Annotated in this window: 13 protein-coding genes and 1 pseudogene; 9 read left to right on the plus strand and 5 right to left on the minus strand. The window is 58.7% G+C overall.

Annotation, left to right across the window (positions count from 1 at the left end; translation table 11 throughout):
* Window positions 1-4: 4 nt before the first annotated feature.
* Both ACE10Z_RS34215 and ACE10Z_RS34220 read right to left on the minus strand, forming a co-directional pair.
* Complete coding sequence (locus ACE10Z_RS34215; protein ID WP_375784729.1) at window positions 5-1,222, minus strand: MFS transporter; 1,218 nt, start codon at window positions 1,220-1,222, stop codon at window positions 5-7.
* The gene (locus ACE10Z_RS34220) at window positions 1,219-2,949 is read right to left on the minus strand and encodes a class I tRNA ligase family protein (protein ID WP_375784730.1); all 1,731 of its coding nucleotides are present in this window, start codon (window positions 2,947-2,949) and stop codon (window positions 1,219-1,221) included. The genes ACE10Z_RS34215 and ACE10Z_RS34220 overlap by 4 nt, the downstream gene beginning before the upstream one ends.
* 218 nt (window positions 2,950-3,167) lie before the next feature.
* Here ACE10Z_RS34220 and ACE10Z_RS34225 point away from each other — a divergent pair, with 218 nt between their 5' ends.
* Window positions 3,168-3,509: a hypothetical protein gene (locus ACE10Z_RS34225; protein WP_375784731.1), complete on the plus strand. Its 342-nt coding sequence runs from the start codon at window positions 3,168-3,170 to the stop codon at window positions 3,507-3,509.
* 226 nt (window positions 3,510-3,735) lie between these two features.
* On the opposite strand, the gene ACE10Z_RS34230 is transcribed toward ACE10Z_RS34225, so the two are convergent.
* Window positions 3,736-3,966: a nucleotidyl transferase AbiEii/AbiGii toxin family protein gene (locus tag ACE10Z_RS34230; protein ID WP_375789987.1), complete on the minus strand. Its 231-nt coding sequence runs from the start codon at window positions 3,964-3,966 to the stop codon at window positions 3,736-3,738.
* A gap of 1,215 nt (window positions 3,967-5,181) precedes the next feature.
* Window positions 5,182-5,352, minus strand: a complete 171-nt coding sequence (locus ACE10Z_RS34235) for a hypothetical protein (RefSeq protein ID WP_342710133.1) — start codon at window positions 5,350-5,352, stop codon at window positions 5,182-5,184.
* A gap of 1,451 nt (window positions 5,353-6,803) precedes the next feature.
* Here ACE10Z_RS34235 and ACE10Z_RS34240 point away from each other — a divergent pair.
* The 6 genes and pseudogenes from ACE10Z_RS34240 to trpD all read left to right on the plus strand — a co-directional run.
* Window positions 6,804-7,090 (plus strand): annotated as a pseudogene (locus ACE10Z_RS34240) (IS5/IS1182 family transposase); the annotation flags it as partial.
* Window positions 7,091-7,309: 219 nt separating this feature from the next.
* On the plus strand, window positions 7,310-8,092 hold the full coding sequence (locus ACE10Z_RS34245; protein WP_375784732.1) for a YopT-type cysteine protease domain-containing protein: 783 nt from the start codon (window positions 7,310-7,312) through the stop codon (window positions 8,090-8,092).
* Window positions 8,093-10,494: 2,402 nt separating this feature from the next.
* Entirely contained in the window at window positions 10,495-11,964 is a 1,470-nt protein-coding gene (locus tag ACE10Z_RS34250) for an acetyl/propionyl/methylcrotonyl-CoA carboxylase subunit alpha (RefSeq protein ID WP_375784733.1), read from the plus strand.
* Between the two features lies 1 nt (window position 11,965).
* The gene (locus ACE10Z_RS34255) at window positions 11,966-12,469 is read left to right on the plus strand and encodes an acetyl-CoA carboxylase biotin carboxyl carrier protein subunit (protein WP_375784734.1); all 504 of its coding nucleotides are present in this window, start codon (window positions 11,966-11,968) and stop codon (window positions 12,467-12,469) included.
* A gap of 1 nt (window position 12,470) precedes the next feature.
* Window positions 12,471-14,078: an acyl-CoA carboxylase subunit beta gene (locus tag ACE10Z_RS34260; protein WP_375784735.1), complete on the plus strand. Its 1,608-nt coding sequence runs from the start codon at window positions 12,471-12,473 to the stop codon at window positions 14,076-14,078.
* Between the two features lie 743 nt (window positions 14,079-14,821).
* A complete protein-coding gene (trpD, locus tag ACE10Z_RS34265; protein ID WP_375784736.1) occupies window positions 14,822-15,835 on the plus strand; it encodes an anthranilate phosphoribosyltransferase in 1,014 nt (337 codons plus the stop codon).
* A 42-nt stretch (window positions 15,836-15,877) separates the two neighbouring features.
* Here trpD and ACE10Z_RS34270 read toward each other — a convergent pair whose 3' ends face one another.
* Window positions 15,878-16,273 (minus strand): hypothetical protein, encoded by a 396-nt coding sequence (locus ACE10Z_RS34270; RefSeq protein ID WP_375784737.1) that lies wholly within the window; start codon window positions 16,271-16,273, stop codon window positions 15,878-15,880.
* Window positions 16,274-16,678: 405 nt separating this feature from the next.
* On the opposite strand from ACE10Z_RS34270, the gene ACE10Z_RS34275 reads away from it, so the two are divergent.
* The gene (locus tag ACE10Z_RS34275; RefSeq protein WP_375784738.1) at window positions 16,679-17,206 is read left to right on the plus strand and encodes a flavin reductase family protein; all 528 of its coding nucleotides are present in this window, start codon (window positions 16,679-16,681) and stop codon (window positions 17,204-17,206) included.
* A gap of 382 nt (window positions 17,207-17,588) precedes the next feature.
* Window positions 17,589-18,788, plus strand: a complete 1,200-nt coding sequence (locus tag ACE10Z_RS34280; protein WP_375784739.1) for an IS256 family transposase — start codon at window positions 17,589-17,591, stop codon at window positions 18,786-18,788.
* The last annotated feature ends 73 nt before the right edge of the window (window positions 18,789-18,861 follow it).

The raw sequence follows: 18,861 nt of genomic DNA on the forward strand, positions 1-18,861 counted from the left end.
CCACTCATTGCTTCCCGCTGGTTGAGAACACTTGAATTGTAAGAAGTACGCCATTAGCGACGATAAGCATGATCGTGCTCATCAGCAGATGATCGAAGCCGCCGGCTTTCACGACCTGCGCGGCGATGTATGGAAATCCGAATAGGCCGATGAAGTAGGAGAGCGTGAAGACCTGTGAAGCAATGGCCAACGATGTCCCATCGATACCTGCAATGTGGACAACCATACTGTTCAATGTCGAATAGCTGAGACCATATCCCAGCGCGAACATCGTTGTGCCGAGGATATAGGTTGCCGTACTACCTGTATTCACGAAAAGGATGACCAGTCCCGCGAGCGTGCACACGATGAGAAACGCCGCCACGCGCTCCAGGCGGCACTTTCCGATTACCGGCGCCACTGCAAACCGCAAGAAGACGGCCGTCAGCGTGAAGACCAGAAAGAATGTATCGGGAGATTGCGCTCGCGAGGCAGCGTAAAGCCCTTGAAACGTTGAAAGGCCTGCGAAAACGCAGGCTCCGACCCCGATCATGATTATCGGATAGCGCGTGTTCGATCTAAGGGTTCCCAACACGCCTGCGAAGGTAAGGCGCACGGTCGACATCCTGATCCGAGGAGCTTGCGCCAGTGCCCCACCGGCGAACTCCAAAAGCGTCGTACCAACGAGGCATGCCGCCGCAAATGAAACGTAAACGGCAATGTAGGATCCAGCCACTTCCGCAATGGTGCGTGCGAGGGGGGGAGCAAGCCCGATGCCCAGCATTTGAGATCCGGAAAGCAAGGTAAGATACTTGAGACGGGCGTCAGCTCGCACGTGACACAGGACTTGAAGAGGCGCCAGTATGTAGAACACTGACCATCCACCCCCGAGAAAAAGCCCGCCGATGTAAGCGAAGAGTGGCAGAATTGATGCTGATGCGAAACAAATCATCGCCATCGCCATCATCGCAGCGGCAAGGGTGATCGTTCGCATCATGCCCAGTATATCGGCAATGCGGCCAGCTACGAGCGAACAAAGTATTGTCGCGATGGTACCGGTCGAAATGACAGCGCCGGCGGTCGTGGCACTTTGTCCAACGGAGCGCAGAGCGTCCACGAGAAAGAAACTTGAGCCATAGGATGCCGCTAAGCTGATGCTACCAAGCATGAAGGGGATTGAGGCTTCCAACGAGACCGCATTGGGCAGTTCTTCGACCGTAACGATGTTCGTGGCCGGTGTCATGCTGCGATCTTCCCGGGAAGGCATCGATCAATATCTGCGGCCGCCAACCTGCTTCCGTTGAGTTTTGGCACAGTTCCGCTTCGTTGGGTTGAAGGCCTCGAAGCACAAGCGGCAAGGGGATGCCCGCTATGACCGAGCCAGTGCCATACGGCTTGCGTTATCTTTGGCATCAGTGGCCAGGCCAGTATGCTAAACCCCATCAACCATGTGTAAGCCATCTGAGGGTCCGGCGCGGCACCGACACAATCGACCCATTCGACAACCGGCCTCGACGCTTGGGATACTCGCAGATGGTCTAGCGAAAGGGCGGCACATTGCTTCTCATAGAGCCGATCCAGCGTGATCATCATCGCAGCATCTACGTAGCACGCGGTGAGAGCCGGCACCCCGCTTATGGACTCCGTGCAGCGGTCGATGGCTGCAGATATCCTATCGAAAATTGCGTTGTAGCGATCGGCTAGCTGCTCTGACACCAAATCGGTCTCGGTTTCTTCCGGGCAGATTTCCGACAGGTACACTCTAAGAGCATCGACAGATATATTTGGAATTCGGGCGATTTCACCCGCCCAGATCACGTGACCGCGACTGGTGGAGAACTTCGATCCGTTCAGCCGAAGGAAATGATTAAAGAAAATTCGATCAAACGGGCGGAACGAGTCCTGCCCCAATGCACATCCTGTAACTCCGACAAGCATCGGAATTGTGTTATCGATACCTGTAGCGCTAATGAGGAACGCATCGGAATCGCGCGAAAAAGGACTGGGCTTACCGGAGCCCTCTGTGTCTTTATGTCCGCAATAGAGAGAATGAGCGTAGAGTAACGAGGAATAGCTAAACAATATCTGCTGTGTATTGAAGTACCGAGAATTCCAAGCCAATCCGTACAGTCCCGGGACGGTCACCCGCATTTGCTGTCCTCTGCGTGCGACATACCGCGTCCCTATGTCCAGGAAGCTAGCTTCGATGGCCGTATCCTCCCACGCCCGTCGGAGTCGGCCGTTTCCCGAAATTGAAAGAAACGCAGAAATGTCGTCCGTCCATTCCACGATCCGCCCTCGCCTCGATACCGGGTTCAACGCTTCCTCGGGCTCGAAATGATGGCCACAGTGTTCGCAGAAGAAGCTACCCGCAGATGCTTCACAAACCGGACAGGTTGCACCAAACCAGCCTCCAATGCAGAAGCGCTCTTCTCGTGGCACGGCCGTGGAAACCGCATCGTCCACTGGTAAGCGTGCTGCACGGAAATGTAGCGAGCCGGCCGCAAGTAAGGCGTCCATGAGCGCGTTGCTGACATTCGAAAATCGTTGCAGATTTCCGCCATACGCCGGATCATCGAAATGATCAAAAACGAGACCTAGTGAGGCAAGATCTTCCAAAATTTTGATATGGAAGCCATGTGCCAGCTCCGATGGGTCAACTTTCTCACGAACCGCTCGGACCAGGACATGGTTTTCGAAGCCGTCCGTCGTCAGCCCAGAGCGGACATGATGCCCTGCCCTCTTCAGGTGCTTCTGTAGGACATCCATTCTGAGGTATGGCCCGGCAGCGTGCCCGAGATGTGCTCTGCCATTGGCCGTCAAGTTGACGGGCGAGATGTACACATCGACAGTATGCGTGTTCGCTACATTTATCCGCGAGATGGTTGGGCTTCTTCCCATAACTGCACAACGACTCCCTTGAACAGAGAAATACCGAAACAGATGCCCAGCACTTTCCTTCGAAAACACCAAAAGCTCGGGCAGCTGACGGAGTTATCGACGCAATCGGGTCGCGGATTTCAAACCGGACTCAAACAATCCGTCGAAGCTTTAGCAGCCTGTTTGAGGTTTTCGAGCAGTCTCTCCTCTTCTGAATTCTGACGAATTGCTCTATCTCAGCGCGCGACACGGCTAATCTCCGCCGTCTGCCCAATGAGACCAACTATCTGTCCCCTTGGAAGCGATCGATGATGACGCCGTCAACAAAGCAAGCGGCGCGCCAGACTGAGGCTCTTACTTTTGCCTGTCCTCTGAACCTGCGGATCGTCGGCTTTCCGACATTGGTCACGAACCTAACAAGCGGCTCAGTAAAGGCGGATGAGAGTTCGTTGCTTCCAGAACGAACCGATCGGCAGCAATGCCGGGCGCTGATGGTTCAGTATGCCGGACCAACCGGCTTCGACATCGCCGCGAGGCGGCTCGAAGTCGGCAAGTTGTGGCAGCTCGATGCCTTTGAACGGCATTTCTCCCACAGCAGCGCGGCAAACTGCTGCGGCACAGGCGAGCATCAGCATTTCGACAGAGGGTGACGACATCATAGCGGTCGCGCGGCCAGGCAGGCTCGGCCAGCGACCCGGATCCTTCAGCGAAGGCCTCGATGCAGTCGTAAGCCAGCACACTTCGATCCCTTCCTTTCCGTCAGAATCGGATGAACGATCTCTACGGTCTCGGGCGGCACGACGTGTCCGCCGGCGGCGTGGCCGAGCTTGATCCGCCGCAAAGGCCGGATCGGCCAAGCCGGCGCCTTGTAGTTGATCACCCCCTGGCACGAGAGATTGCGGCGAGGGGTTGCGGTAAGGTATCGAATTCCTGCTGGTCGACCCGGATCTTCCGGTCTCCTCGTAAACCCGGCGCCGACTTCGGCGAAGACCGGCTTCGGAAGCCTTCGTCGAGCTGCGCCTCATTGCGCACCGTCAAGTCGAGGTCTTCCGAGAACCGGGAGGTCTCGAGGAAGCACTTCTTGAGACTAGTTTCGCCGTCGAATATCCAACTTTCGACGAGCTACTCATCGGCATAGCTGCCCACGAGCATCCAGCCAAGGACACGATCCTTCGATGACATGCGGCTGTCTGCGTGGCGAGGTCGTGGATTTTGCGCTTGTCAATCAACCCGGGTCTCGGGCCCCAAGCTGGTGGAATGAGGCGTCGTCATCCTGAGCTGGTTCGCTTGCATTCCGGGACGGGATCGAGCTTGGCATTGCCTGCTGTCAGCCGCTGGCTGCTATTATCCGCCGACTGACTCCGTTCGTCAGTTTGGTTAGCACGTATGGATCGACCACTAGCTCGATTATCCATGGCGGTGCGCCTGGATCTTCAGCGTACGTTACCTCAGAGTGAGTGCCAACCGCCTACGCCCCGCTGCGAATGATACTGCGGCAAGCTGACAACGAACTGACGAACAAATAGGCTTGGAGATGCCGTCGCCCCCGCGCTAGCCATTTGGCGAGTTGCGGGTGGCCGGCCATCTGCCTCGGTAAGATGCTGTTGTTGCGCCCAAACCCATGTTCAGCACGGTTCCGTAAACACTGGTTTGAACGCCGCCAAGAACCAATTCCAATCCTATCGTTCCGTCCACATTGGAATCGGTCGCACCGGTGCATATGAGACATCTCTTGAACCGGCTCAATGCACTGTCACCGCCTCCGGGTCGGCAGCAGCGATTTCATGCTTCTGAACCCTTGCACGTTGTCAACGGATGGAAGCACATGTCCGCTGGTGGCGCAGCCTTCCGGCGGCGCCGCACCGATGTTTTTGCACCGGCTCGGGCTCATCTTCGGCGCGGATGTCGTTGACCCAACTCGTCATGCTGTCGCGCCCATCCGTGCAAACAACGTTGCCGCTTCGGATGGTCCTAGCCCAACGATGCCTACAAAGCTCGGCGGGGGCATTGGAATGTCCCGGTAAGTGGGTCTCCACAGGTGCAGGCAATACCGGCTGTTGTTAACATACTGCGAATGTGGCGGATGCAGTTGCATTACACACTCCTCCTCATCCCAGAACAGGTTTTTGACAAAGCACATTTCTTCCCAGTTCGGACAACGCCGCGGCGTCGAGACAGCTACATGCTCCCAGCCAGGACGGACTAATCCACTGATCTTCAGCTTACACCCGCAAGGCCCCTGCACAAAGAACAGGCCGCAAGGGCCTGATCCCGGAATGCTGGCGAACTGGCCGTATTGTACGCGGCCGGCCTCCAGCTTCTCTATGATATGCGCTCGCACGCCCCCTCCTTTGCCTCGCGGACCGCTTTGAAGTCGACGTAGATGACGTTGTCTCGCCACTCGTTAACCGGCGTCAGCTCGGTCCTCAGCGCAGCGTTCCCATACCACTCTTCAGCGAACCATCTGCTGAGAAAACCGCAGATGTCCATCATCACTTGCTCTCCTATTATTTTCCGACGCTTCGTGTCTCAAGGTTCCGGCAAAACGCTCTCACGGGTTCCCTGATTGCCTGAATGCGGGCCGTGCGCGATCTGCTCTATGCGACTCGACCCGCAGATTGGACTTCCACGCTGATGATAGCCGGACGGAAACATCCGTCACCAAGCGAGCCTCACGCGGGACATTTTGCTTCATCGATGACAGCAAGCGCTAGCCGCACTTCGCCGAACAGCGTGCGCGTCAGCAATAGGAAACTCTGCCCTTGAGTTTCATACTTGCAAAACAAGTTGTCATTGCCACTATCCATTCAGGTTTCCCGGAGATGTGCTTGAGCATATGGAATGGGCCGATCGCGGCCCGTCAACTCATCGCAATTGGATCTGGCGTCATCCTGGCATGCTCCATATGATGGTCTCCGACATCTACACTCCATTTTGGCTCGCAAACCCACGTGGCGCCCGCACCGGGTGACGCTTCGCAAAGGTGACATTGTCTCGGTGCGATGCTGCTTCGCGATGCGGTACTTGATCAATTCGCGGCCTTCTGCTCGACGAGTCTGAAACATGGCCAATGCGTCATCTATGTGACCATGATGAGTTGTACGAGGGCTAAATCGAACGGGCTCGTATCAAAGCCGCGGACGCGGGGCATACTGCCTCTTGATTGAGCCGAGCCAGCATCTAGCGGATCGCCCGCCATCTCAGCGCCTCCCTATAGGGTAACGACCCGAGAACGTGATTAGTGCCGCATTGAATGCAACTACGCCATCGGCGGATCTATCGCCGCGTCATCACGATGCAACTCCTAACGCATTGTTGCCGACGCAAACATACTGCTCATCCTTCCTGCTACTTCCGGTTCTTCTAGACATCGATATCGCAAATCCGACTACACACAACTATCCATGTCGTCGAACCGACAGACACGTATTGTTCTCGTGTCGACCGGCGCGGGGCTTCTCCGCCCATGGCACGCTGATTGCTGTGGTGAAGAAACGCCAGCCAGCACGACGCCCTATATCCAAGCATCAATCCACAATGGACTATTGTTTGATCCTGGCCGATGCAGCTGCTAAGGAGCGCGGCCAAATCATCAGCTGGATGATTGCCGCGCAACAAACAAGATGACGACATAAAAGAAGACTGCAAACTTATGAGTGATACGAAGCATCAAAACATTAGCCTTTTTCCGTGGACCAGCGCGGGTTGTGATGAATGACGCACTGGCGCACACCAAAGCACTGCGGGATCAAGCATTACGGGGCTGATTGCCGATCTTGGCGGGCGCAAAAGAGGGGAAACCTGTGGCCGCTGGCCGCGCTTCTCCTCGGTGCGCTGCTTTGGGCCGGTGTTTGCTGGATCATCGCAGCCTTCTTATAGGTGCAATAGCCTCGACGAACTAACGAAGCTCACGACAAATGGTGGGCGGGTATCCAAAGGTTTTTCGACGCATCCTGCGTAGCCGGCTCGGCCGGATCATTCGCGACATCCGCCGCAAGGTCGGCCAGTGCTCGAGGAGGCGTTTGCGCTGCTGCTGGGGTGGGTCGCCGAGATCCGTTCGCAACAGCAGCGCCAGCGCGGCTGGAAGCTTTATTTCTTCCCACCCCTACGAGGTCGAATGCATCGGCAAGGGCAGCCGCGCCCTACGAATTCGGCGTCAAGGCACTTCCATCGTTTCCGTTAATCGGCCTGCCACCGCGGCTCGTTCGTGCTGCACGCCAAGCCGTTGCCGGGCATTCGAGCAGCGGCGGCCGTTGTCCCGCTGAGCTTTTCACGGGCGACGCCCTACCAGCCATGAGGCGGTCCCGTTAAGCGGCACCACGGTGACGTCAAGCTGGGGAACATCTGCCCGTCAGCTTGTCGTCAGCTCGTCTGAGTATCATCCGCAGCAGCGCCTAAGCGGCCCGAACTCACTGCGAAAAGACTTACGCCGAGGGAAACAGGAATCGCCATGGATAATCGAATCAGTGACTCATCCACACGCGCTATCCAAAGTGACGCACTGAGCCAGTTAGGCGACAGCGACAGCTTTACGAGAACGCTTGCGGATCTCGCGCTGCTGAGGAGCCCGTCGCCTGGAGTGCCCGACCAAATGGGGTGCTGCGTTAGCACGCCACGCGCCTCGGATCCGGACAACCCCGGTGCATCCTCTGCGGCGAGGCCGAGCACCTCCCTATTCGACTACAGGACGGCCGGATTGGCCGGCGCGAATGTAAACGGCATCTGCGTTGGGCTGGCTGGAGAATGGCTCAGCAATCTCCACAACAGCCCGACATCCCGAATGAATGCGTTAGTACCCGGATCGCAAGGGCACCGCGCTGCGGCTGAGCGGCAAGAGCAGTATGAGGACCTTAGAGCTGGATTGCGACGCGACGGGGTAGAACGTTCTCAGGCCAACATGCAGGCAAAAAACACCGTGCTGACGGAAATGGGCCTGCAACCATCCGGAAGAGAGAAAGTATACAGTTTCGATGAACCTGAGAACCGCGCGCGCATGCTGGACAAAATCACCCGCGACGGATCGACGCATTTGCTGAGCTTACGTTTCGCCGAGGGTGGCCGGCACACAATTGCGACGTCGGCGTCGGAGGGAAGGACCACGCTGTTCGATCCAAACTATGGAGAGTTTACCGTTCGATCAGACCAGGTGAATGGATTATTCGAAGGCCTGGACAATCGTTATAGGAACCCCAACGGGATGATTATATCGACAATCACCACACAAAAGATGTGATGAGCCGTCGCAGACCGCCGTCGATTGGCGCCTTCCACGAGCGCGCCTCTTCGGAACAATAGTTAGGTCGACGTCTGTTGTCTAAGTGGCGCGCGCAAGATGACATAAAGGAGGATCAGCTTTCGAGAAGCTGACAAAACGAATAGGCCTGAAGTGCGGCCGCTGGGCGGGGCGGCCGGCTCCCAACTCGTTGCCAAATGACGTACGTGTCGCGATCAGACATCGCAACAGGAGCACGCCACCGTATCCGCTCATTTGCAATGGAGCCGGACGCCACGCCCAACCTCCCCCGACAATAGCAAGATGAGCGGATCGGCGGCATCAGTCCGGGTGACGCTCGATCGACGCATTCCACACATCGAGTGAATGCGACCTGGACACGACCTCACTGGCTGACTCTAGAGAAGCACCCAGGCATTCCATGCCGGTTGCGATTCGATTGGAAGCCATATAGCGCGACCCAGGAACTGTCGGTCGGCTCGCCATACGGCGTCGCCTCCGTCGCATGCAAGCGGCCGCTGACTTGCCTGCATCGAGCCATTGGAACATTTTTCTTCACCGAAACAGCTGCGTAGCGGTCTATCCGCGGGCGCTTGATCGAGGCGCAGCGACGGCCTACGAGTCCTGATCAGGCCATGTATCGTCCGAGTTTCTGCGCGTCTGCCACTCTTGGGCACGCCGCGCCAGCTTGTCGTATTCCATGGCAATCTTAAGAAGCCGATCTCTGGGTTTGCCGTAAGCGAGCGCTTCCGCTTTCTTTCGCGTTGCTTCCGCACGGCCTCGCCAGTGGTCGGGCTCGCAGAGTTTACTTTTCGGATTCATGCCCTGAGCATGCAATTCGCAGATCAAGGAAATGCGACACCGGCGCTACGTACAATTACGTAGCAGCAACGCTGGAGTCTCCGTTACCTAATGCGATGGTCGCACCAAAAGCAGGCGTTGACCGTTGCTTGCGCTGCCCCGCGCCATACACAGCCGTCGCCGTCCAGAACACACGATGTGCGACCTTGCAGCCGAAACTTATCCGAAATAGCGCATACCTCAGGCGTATTCAGGCGGTTGGACGCACGAAAAGGCTTGAACCGCACGTGGCGTTAGATTGTACGATCCTACACAAGTGGGGACCACCTCCGACAATCTAGACGCTTCCCGACAGGTACTGAGAATTGCGAATGCATCACTCGTCCAGACTCGTTCCGCAAGACTCAATCACGATTCTTGGATCCTCCGAATGCACAGCTGTCTGCATCTCATCGGAGGCCGGTTCAGCCGCGGCTGGACGAACTCACGCGTTTCAAGATCTGCACGGGACGCTCTGCCGTCGCACTATCCGCATGAGAACGGGCGCTCGGCAAAGGGTCCATCTCAGAACTCCCGCCCGTCGTCTTCACATCGAGTGGAATACAGGTTGCAAGACTACACCACACATGACCTAGGCGCGCGCGACCATGGTTCGCTCCCCACCATCGAGTGGATCATTCGCAATTTCTTAAGCGCACCTCGCTTCTGCCTCATCACTCTGCCACGCGACAACTCGGCCTGGGCCACAAGTCTTGTTCGATCCTGCGTCGCGCCGGCTATGGCGTCACAGGGGGCTGGCAGGTTAGTCGGCCGAGCCGGGCACCTTAAAGCATGCCACGCCCACGCAATGCCTCGCGACATCTAGGCATGGCAGACCCGACCACAAAACCACCGGAAGCCAAAAAATGATCACCTGCTCAGCCAGCTCAGCTGCTTCCGTCCGCCTGGGGCTCGGCCCCGACTACGACCGATGCTGATTGCGTCGTGCCGACAGAGGACGAGCGCCGTGGCTAGGTCCGCAGAAGCGAAAGAGCGAGCTCGCGGCTCCGGCACTTAACCAGTTCCGGCCTGTTTTCCGTCTGACAGGCCATGTTGCGCGTCGCGCAGGAAGAACAATACGGCAGACCCACCGACTTGAAGGAATAATCATGCTTCAAAACCAACGATCCCAGTTGCCTTCGCTGCTCAAAGCCTACCACTGCGCCATCGCTCTTGCTGTCGCAGTGTCTGCTGTAATCCCCGAGCGGGTTAGCGCGCGCGATCAAGCGCCTACCGCAGAGGAGAAAGAGGCATGCATGGAGGACGTGTTCCGCCTCTGTAACAGCCACATACCAGATCGCGCCGCTATCACTGCTTGTCTCAGATCCAATCAAGCGAGCCTCAGTCAGCAATGTCGCCACGTAATCTCCGTTCGAGATACAGGAAAGAGAAACAACGACGCGAAGTGAAGGATCGCGGACCAGGCGGCCTGTTCGCGTCCCTCACGCTCAGAAGTCGCCCCAGCCCGACCTGCAGGACGGTCACACGAGAACAGATCAACGAGCAAGGTCGCTCACAACTGACGGACGCTCTGGTTCCAGCGCGCTTGTCCGGATAGGCAAATGCACAAATTCCCCTTCGATACAGTTCTGATCGCCAATAGGGGCGAGATAGCCACGCGAATCATCAAAACGTTACGCACGCTTGGACTTCGTTCCGCAATTGCCTACCACGAGGTCGACGCGCAGACTCCCGCCGTCTCCATGGCCGACTTAGCGATACCGATCACCGGCCGCACGCCGATCGCGAGCTATCTGGACATTGCACAGATCATCGCGGTCGCCCACAGGGCGAACGCCGGCGCGCTGCATCCGGGTTATGGATTGCTTGCTGAGAATGCGGAATTCGCCAGGGCAGTGACAAACGCCGGTATTGCGTTCATCGGACCCGCTCCAGAAACCATCGAGCTCATGGGCGACAAGATTCGCGCCCGCAATTTCGTTCAAAGCAACGGCTTTCCGGTCGCGCCCTGCGCCATCGAAGAAGATGACCCGGCGACATTCGTTTCGAGAGCATGGGCTATTGGAGCTCCTTTGCTCGTGAAACCATCAGGGGGCGGCGGCGGTAAGGGCATGCGGATTGTCCGCGACCTTGATGCATTGGAGGTCGCCATTGAGCAGGCACGCAGTGAAGCGCGCCGCCACTTTGGAGACGGCCGACTTTATGTCGAACGATATATCGAAAGCCCGCGACACATCGAAGTACAGGTGCTGGGTGACTCCTTCGGTAACCTGGTCCATCTCTTCGAGCGCGAGTGTTCGGTCCAGCGTCGTTTCCAGAAGATCATCGAGGAATCGCCCTCGCCGGCGCTATCACCAGAATTGCGGACACGAATTTGCGAGACCGCAGTCGGCATCGCTCGTGCAGCGAACTATCAAAATGCAGGAACGGTCGAGTTCATCTTCAGCGGGAGAGAGTTCTACTTTCTCGAAATGAATACACGCCTACAGGTCGAGCATCCGGTGACTGAGATGATCACCGGCGTCGATCTGATCGCCGAACAGGTCTATGCGGCAGCGGGTCGCGAACTTGCGCTTTCGCAGTCCGATATTGTTTCAAATGGGCATGCAATCGAGCTCCGATTGTACGCGGAAGCTCCGGAACGCGGCTACGTTCCGACCACTGGGAACGTACTTCTTCTCGAGTATCCGGATAACGTACGGATCGACAGCGGCATCACGCAAGGCCAAACCATAACGCCGGCGTTCGATTCCATGCTCGCCAAGATCATTGTGCATTCACCAAACCGCATAGAGGCTGCTCTGAAAGCCCATCGCGCGGTTCGGGAGCTGGTTCTCCTTGGGTGCGAAACAAACGCAAGCTTACTCGCCCGGATCCTTTCCGACGAGGCATTTATCGAAGGTCAGTTCCATACGGGATACCTCGAAGAGAACCCGCATCTCGCAGCGGGCAACTTTGCTGCCGGAATGCCTGCGTTCCTGGCATGCGCTGCTCTCCTGACGGGGCCGGTCCGCGAGTCGGCCGATGCCGTGCCCGCGCTTCACGCGGCACTCGGCAGCTGGAGGAATTGACGTGTATCACTCATTCGAGGTCGACGGCGTAGATCACAGATTGTGGCTTTCAGCCAGCCAGCAGGGCTACCGTCTCCATCTGTGTGATCAAGTGATCGCCCCCGTCGCGTTCACCCGTCACAGCGACAGTAGCGGCATCCTGACCATTGCGGGCGAGAGCGAACCGGTCCGGTTCGCCATCGAGGGCGAGCTGATCCACCTACACATACGCGGCAGAACGCGCGTATTGCGCTACAATGACCCATTGCGAACGCTCGTTTCCGGCAATGACGAGGCACGTCCGCGGGTTGCCCGGGCACCGATGCCTGGTGTGGTTGTTGCGACCACCGTTTCTCCTGGCCAGCAAGTCTCGGCGGGAATGGCGCTGATGATGATTGAAAGCATGAAGCTGGAAACGATCATACGCTCACCACAGGATGGCATCGTCGATCGAATTCACGTCAAGGAAGGCGAGAGCTTCGAGCGCGACGCTGTGCTGGTCACGCTCTGCAAGGAAGGGCGCTGAAATGCAGCGGATCGGTTCCGTGGCGGACGTGAACTCACCGGAGTTTCGTCGCAACGACCTCCACAACAGACAACTTGCGGCCGACTTGAAGGAACGCCAGCGCGTTGCCCGCTTCGACCGACCCGAGCGGGACCTCGAGCGGCTGCGTCGGCAAAATAAACTGTTTGTTCGCGAGCGCCTCGCGGCCTTGCTCGATCCGGAAACCCCATTCCTGGAGCTTTCCACGCTGGCCGCTAACAAGGCATACGACGGCGAGGTGCCAGGCGCTGCGCAGGTCGTCGGCATCGGCATTGTGGCGGGTCGGGAGGTGATTGTTCACGCCGACGATGCCAGCGTGAAGAGCGGCGCATGGTATCCGCTCTCGGTCAAGAAGATCGTGCGGGCCTTAGATATCGCTATCGAAAACCGTCTGCCGGTGGTTCATCTGTGCGACTGCGCGGGCGGATTCCTGCCTTTGCAGGCGGAGTTCTTTGCTGATCGCTACCATGCCGGTCGAATTCTCCGCAATCAATCCATTCTCTCGAAGATGGGAGTGCCGCAGGTCGCCATCGTGATGGGCCAATGCACCGCGGCAGGGGCCTACGTCCCAGCGCTTAGTGAATACAGCATTATGGTCGAAGGTGCAGGAGCGATTTTCCTCGGTGGTCCCCCGGTCGTGAAGGCTGCCACCGGGGAACATGTATCCGCCGAAGAGCTTGGGGGTGCCCTCATGCATACCAGCGTGTCGGGCAGCAGTGATTACTGCGCAAGCTCCGAGATTCATGCGATTGCGATTGCCCGCGATGTCGTCGCTCGCTTCCACCAGCCGGCGAAGACCTGGATCGATCGAGTCGCCCCTGAGCCGCCCGCCTATGGTGCGACGGAACTCTATGGTATCATTCCAATGGATACGCGAGCGCAGTTCGACATGCGAGAGGTCATCGCTCGTCTGATCGATGGCAGCCGATTTCATGAATACCAGCCGCGCTATGGGACATCACTCGTGTGCGGCTTTGCGCGGCTTCATGGATATCAGATCGGGATCCTTGCCAATAATGGCGTGTTGTTCGGCGACAGTGCGCTAAAGGGCACCCATTTCATCCAGTTGTGCGACAAGAACCGAACGCCCCTGCTCTTCCTGCAGAACATCACGGGCTTCATGGTTGGCCGCGAATATGAGCGGCGTGGGATCACCAAGGACGGCGCCAAGCTCATCATGGCCGTGTCCGGGGCGTCCGTGCCGAAGTTTACGATTGTTTGTAACGGCTCGCACGGCGCAGGCACTTACGCTATGTCGGGACGCGCGTTTGATCCCCGGTTTGTGTTCAGCTGGCCGAATTCTCAGATATCTGCGATGGGTGCCGAGCAGGCTGCCGGTGTTCTCACCCACGTCAAGGCGAGACAATTGGCCCGCGCGGGGGGACGCCTCTCAGAGCAAGAATTGGCAGCCATTCGAGAGCCCATCCTTGAAGAGTATCGCGAGCGGTCGAGCGCCTATTATGCGACCTCCGAAATCTGGGACGACGGCATTCTTGATCCGGTCGACACCAGAAGCGCCCTGGCAATCGCATTGAGCGCTTCGCTGAATGCGCCGATCGACGCACCACAGTACGGCGTGTTCCGGCTGTGAAGCGGGCAGAACATGATGGATGCTCAAGACATCCCTCGTTCCGCTAGCTGAGAGGTAGAATTATGATGATAACGGATCCCGCCAGCCTCGAAGGTGGTCGCCCCACAGTATCGATGGCGATGCCGCGATCGTCATCTGCATCTTCAAGGCTCCAAATTTCTCCCTGATCGGTTTAAGCGAGCGCTCGCCTACCGCTGCAACGAGAGGGAGTTCTCGGTGGTATCAATGAGAGAATAGGCAGCCCGTTGTTCGTGGAGGTCTGCACATCTTCATTCACGATCTGGCAGGGCATTGGTTCCGCTTCGATCTAACCGGCATCGAAACACCAGAAGCAGGTAGGAGGCCTGCTTCAAAGCTCCACGACGGCGGCGCCCGCAAGCCGAGAGGCTTCGAAGGATACGGTGAATCGGCATAAACGCTGCGATCGAGGCGGACGCGGCAAGCGGCGGCGTGAGACAGTCCCATCGGTGCTGGCGTCCATGCGCCGACACCGTCCTCATCGGCCGACGATCTTCTCTTGACCGCTTCACGAAATGGAGAGCTTGACCCTCACGTAGCGTCAGGTTGTAGCCTCACCAGGGGGTCCACGCCCAAACCGACCGATACGCAAGCGTCAATGAGGCATCTGCCGCGTGCGGGCGGGGCGGCCACTGCATCAATGCAGCCGATGGCACGTCTCTTCAACGAAAGCCCCCCGTTGAACGGAAGAGCCTCAGGTTTGGACAGGGACCGTGTAAAGTTCGATGGAAGCGCTTAAATCGATCATTGGAAAAGTTGCCACGGGCGCCACTCTGACGCGTGAGGAAACTGCGTTAGCCTTTGACAGCATGATGTCGGGCCACGCGACTCCCTCGCAGATCGGTGGCTTGTTGATGGGAATGCGGGTCCGCGGCGAAACGATCGAAGAAGTCACCGGCGCAGCCTCCGCGATGCGGAATAAGATGCCGCGGCTCGAGGCGGCATACGACCCCATCGATATCGTTAGCACCAGCGACGCCCCGTTGTGTTCGATCAGCGTGTCGACGTGCGCCTCCTTCATCGTCGCCGGGGTCGGCGTTCCTGTCGCCAAGCATGCCAACCGCGCCGCATCGTCAGCTTCGGGCGCCGCAGATGTGTTGGCGCGCCTCGGCGTGAAGATCGATCTCAAGCCCGACGCCGTTGCTCGTTGTGTGCACGAAGCTGGCATCGGCTTCACGTTTGGATCGGCCCATTATCCGGCGATGCAGCGCATTGGTCAGATCCGGACCGCACTTGGGACCCACACGATGTTCGATCTAATCGGGCCTCTGTCCAATCCGGCCAGGGTCAAGCGGCAGATCGTCGGGGTGTTCTCTCGTGAATGGGTCCAGCCTCTGGCGCAGGTAGCAAAGAACCTTGGTGCCGAGTCGGTGTGGGTGGTTCATGGCTCGGACGGGCTCGACGAGATAACCCTCACCGGCCCGACCTTTGTTGCCGCGCTTGAGGCGGGCACCGTCCGGACCTTCGAAGTGACGCCGGAAGAGGCCGGGCTCCCGCGCTGCCGCAACGACGTGCTGGAGAGCGGCGATGCCGATATCAATGCCGTCGCGCTGCAAAGCGTGCTCGATGGCGCACCGAGTCGACAGCGTGACGCCGCGCTTTTGAACGCCGCGGCGGCATTGATCGTGGCCGGCCGGGCCTCGACGCTGCAGGAAGGCGTCGCACTTGGGCAAGAATCGCTTGATCGCGGCGCCGCTGCCGCTCGACTGAAGCGCCTGATCGCGGTTTCCAACGCATGACAGCCGAGTTGACCGATGTCTCAAGATTCAGAAGACCGCCACTCACAAACGCGGCCAGATTGCTTGCGCGAATGCGCGTTGCTTCTGCGAGATTTCGGCGAGGCTGCGCCGCCTGCCCGCGCGCGAAGCAACGCAATTCGCGCCGAGCACGCGGCGCAAAAGCCTACGCTCTTCGTCGGCGAAAGCCTGTTGCGGCACGCCGTTGAGGTCAGGGCCCGAGACGACGTGCGCGCTGCGCTCCAAAGGAGATAATCGATGATGACCCCGCAGACTATGGAAACACTCGGATCTATAAACATGATAGAACACATCATTCGAAAGTTTCGGGAATTGATCGATACAGATAGCTCGATCCCGTCGGAGCTGCGGGGTGCGCTGCACGCGACGCTCGATGAGCATCTTCTCGATGCGAAAAAGCGTCTTCTCGTGAGAGAACATGAGGGTGCCGATGCTGTTACATGCGGATAACATCTGGCCGGCGGTAGCGGAATCGGCATCATTTTGTACGCACGGGCACATAGGAAGGCTCCAGCCCAGCTACTCCGATCGCGCCACGAATCCATGAGCACTGGCCACCTCTTCGCCGTGACAGTTCAGCGCCAGGCGGTTTCTTGAGGAGCGCCCGCTTGAAAAGGGGTGGGCGGCAACTCGCACTCCTGCTGCGGCGCCCCCAGATCCGGCGCGACGCGGCGAGATATTGCACGTCCGTCAGGTCAGCATTGTAGCTGATCTGGAGGAGATCGATGCGGCCCGCGGTACCAATCTGTGCTCGCCAGTCGGGGATCGAGGTCATCACTGCGTGCAGGAGACACTAGAAATGGAGTACAACTCCAGAGACCGGTCATGAGTCACCACCAGCTCCCTCCTACGATTCGGGATATTCCGTCTATTCAATCGGCGGAGTTCCGTCAGGCCATGCGACATCTGGCGAGCGGCGTCGCCATCGTGGCGACCGGAGCCGCCGACGAACGACGTGGAATGACGGTTAGTTCTGTGACGTCGATCTCTATGGAGCCGCCGTGCCTGCTCGTTGGCATCAATGCCGGCTCCGAGACCCATGATCGGATACTGGCCAGCCGCAGTTTTGGAGTGAGCCTTCTCCGCAGCGACCAGGAGGACCTTGCGCTGCGTTTTGGCGGCCAGGAGGGTGCGAAAGGTGTTCACCGCTTCGATACCGCGCCCTGGATTCGAGGCGTCCTCGATGTACCGCTATTGCCGAACGCGTGTTGTTCGCTCGAATGCGTTTTGTACGACCATAAGGTGGTTGGCACACATACTATCTTTATCGGACGAATTGTCGCGACCCGGGCAGGCCAGGGCAATCCATTGATCAACTTCAGGGGCGCGCTTCGAACCTTGCTGCTTGATTGAGCGTGATTTACGAAAATCGCCGTTAGCGGAGAAGAACGGACGATGCGCTGATCGCTGTTGAGTGGCACCTCCGCTTGGTTGCCGAAGGACCGAGGCCCGAGTAGCAGCCTACGAGAAGGTCGCAGCAAGCGCACGCGAGGCGGCTGGATTGATGCCACAGGAATGGAATTTGCGCAGATATCCAACGGAGTTTTGATCGAAACGGCTCCAACTCGCCAGAACGGCCGGTCGTGTCCCCAGTGATGGTGTAGCTTGGTAGAGCAAAGCCGCCCGCACGCGCGCCTCAAATAGCGCCGTAGCGGGCGGGCGGCTTTGCGGTGGTCACCGGCAGTTCTCCGGTAGGATCGGGTTGCGACACGCCAACGCAACCGAGGAACCACCGATGACCGACGATATGATGAACCTGCGGACGCTCGTAGAGAAGACCCCTGATGCCGATCTGTTGCGCGAGATGATCGGCTTTGCCGCCCAGCGGCTGATGGAGCTGGAAGTCGAAGGCCAGACCGGGGCGGCCTATGGCGAGAAGACCCCCGAGCGTCTGGCCCAGCGCAACGGTTACCGCGACCGGATCTGGGAGACCCGTGCCGGCGCGGTCGAACTGCGCATTCCCAAGCTGCGCAAAGGCTCCTACTTCCCGGGCTTCCTGGAGCCGCGCCGCATGGCCGAGAAGGCGCTCACCGCGGTGGTGCAGGAGGCTTATGTGCAGGGTGTCTCGACGCGCTCGGTGGACGATCTGGTGCAGGCCATGGGCATGACCGGCATCTCCAAGAGCCAGGTGAGCCGGCTGTGCGGCGAGATCGACGACAAGGTGAAGGCGTTCCTCGCCCGCCCGATCGAGGGCGACTGGCCGTATTTATGGATCGACGCCACCTACGTGAAGGTGCGCCAGAACGGGCGCATCGTGTCAGTCGCGGTGATTGTCGCGGTCGGCGTCAACAGTGACGGCCGCCGCGAGGTTCTCGGCATGGATATTGGTCCCTCCGAAGCCGAGACGTTCTGGACGGCATTCCTGCGCAAGCTCGCCCGCCGTGGCCTGCGCGGCGTCAAGCTGGTCGTCTCCGACGCCCACGAAGGCATCAAGGCCACTGTGGCCAAGGTGCTCAACGCCACCTGGCAACGCTGCCGCGTCCACTTCATGCGCAACGCGCTGGCGCATGCTGGCAAGAGCGGGCGGCGCGTTGTGTCCGCCTTCATTGCCACCGCCTTTGCCCAGGACGATGCCGAGGCGGCAAGCGCACAGTGGCGGAAGGTCGCCGATCAACTCCGTCCCAAGCTGCCCAAGCTTGCTGGCTTCCTCGACGAGGCCGAGACTGATGTGCTGGCCTATATGACGTTCCCGCCCCAGCATCGAACCAAGCTGCACTCGACCAACCCGATCGAGCGCCTCAACGGCGAGATCAAGCGGCGCACCGAGGTGGTTGGCATCTTCCCCAACGAGGACGCCATCGTCCGCCTCATCGGCGCGATCCTGCTCGAGCAGAACGATGAATGGGCCGTCCAGCGTGCCCGTTACATGACGCTGGAAACCATCGCGCCCTTGAGCGATGATCCAACCGTCAGCCTTCCGGCTATCGCCAGCTGACCTGCCCGGCCCACGCCGGCGAACGCGGTGCCCCGCCGCCAGCTACACCACGCTCGGGGACACGATCGAACGG

Source organism: Bradyrhizobium sp. Pha-3 (assembly GCF_042258615.1).
Taxonomy (GTDB): Bacteria; Pseudomonadota; Alphaproteobacteria; order Rhizobiales; family Xanthobacteraceae; genus Bradyrhizobium.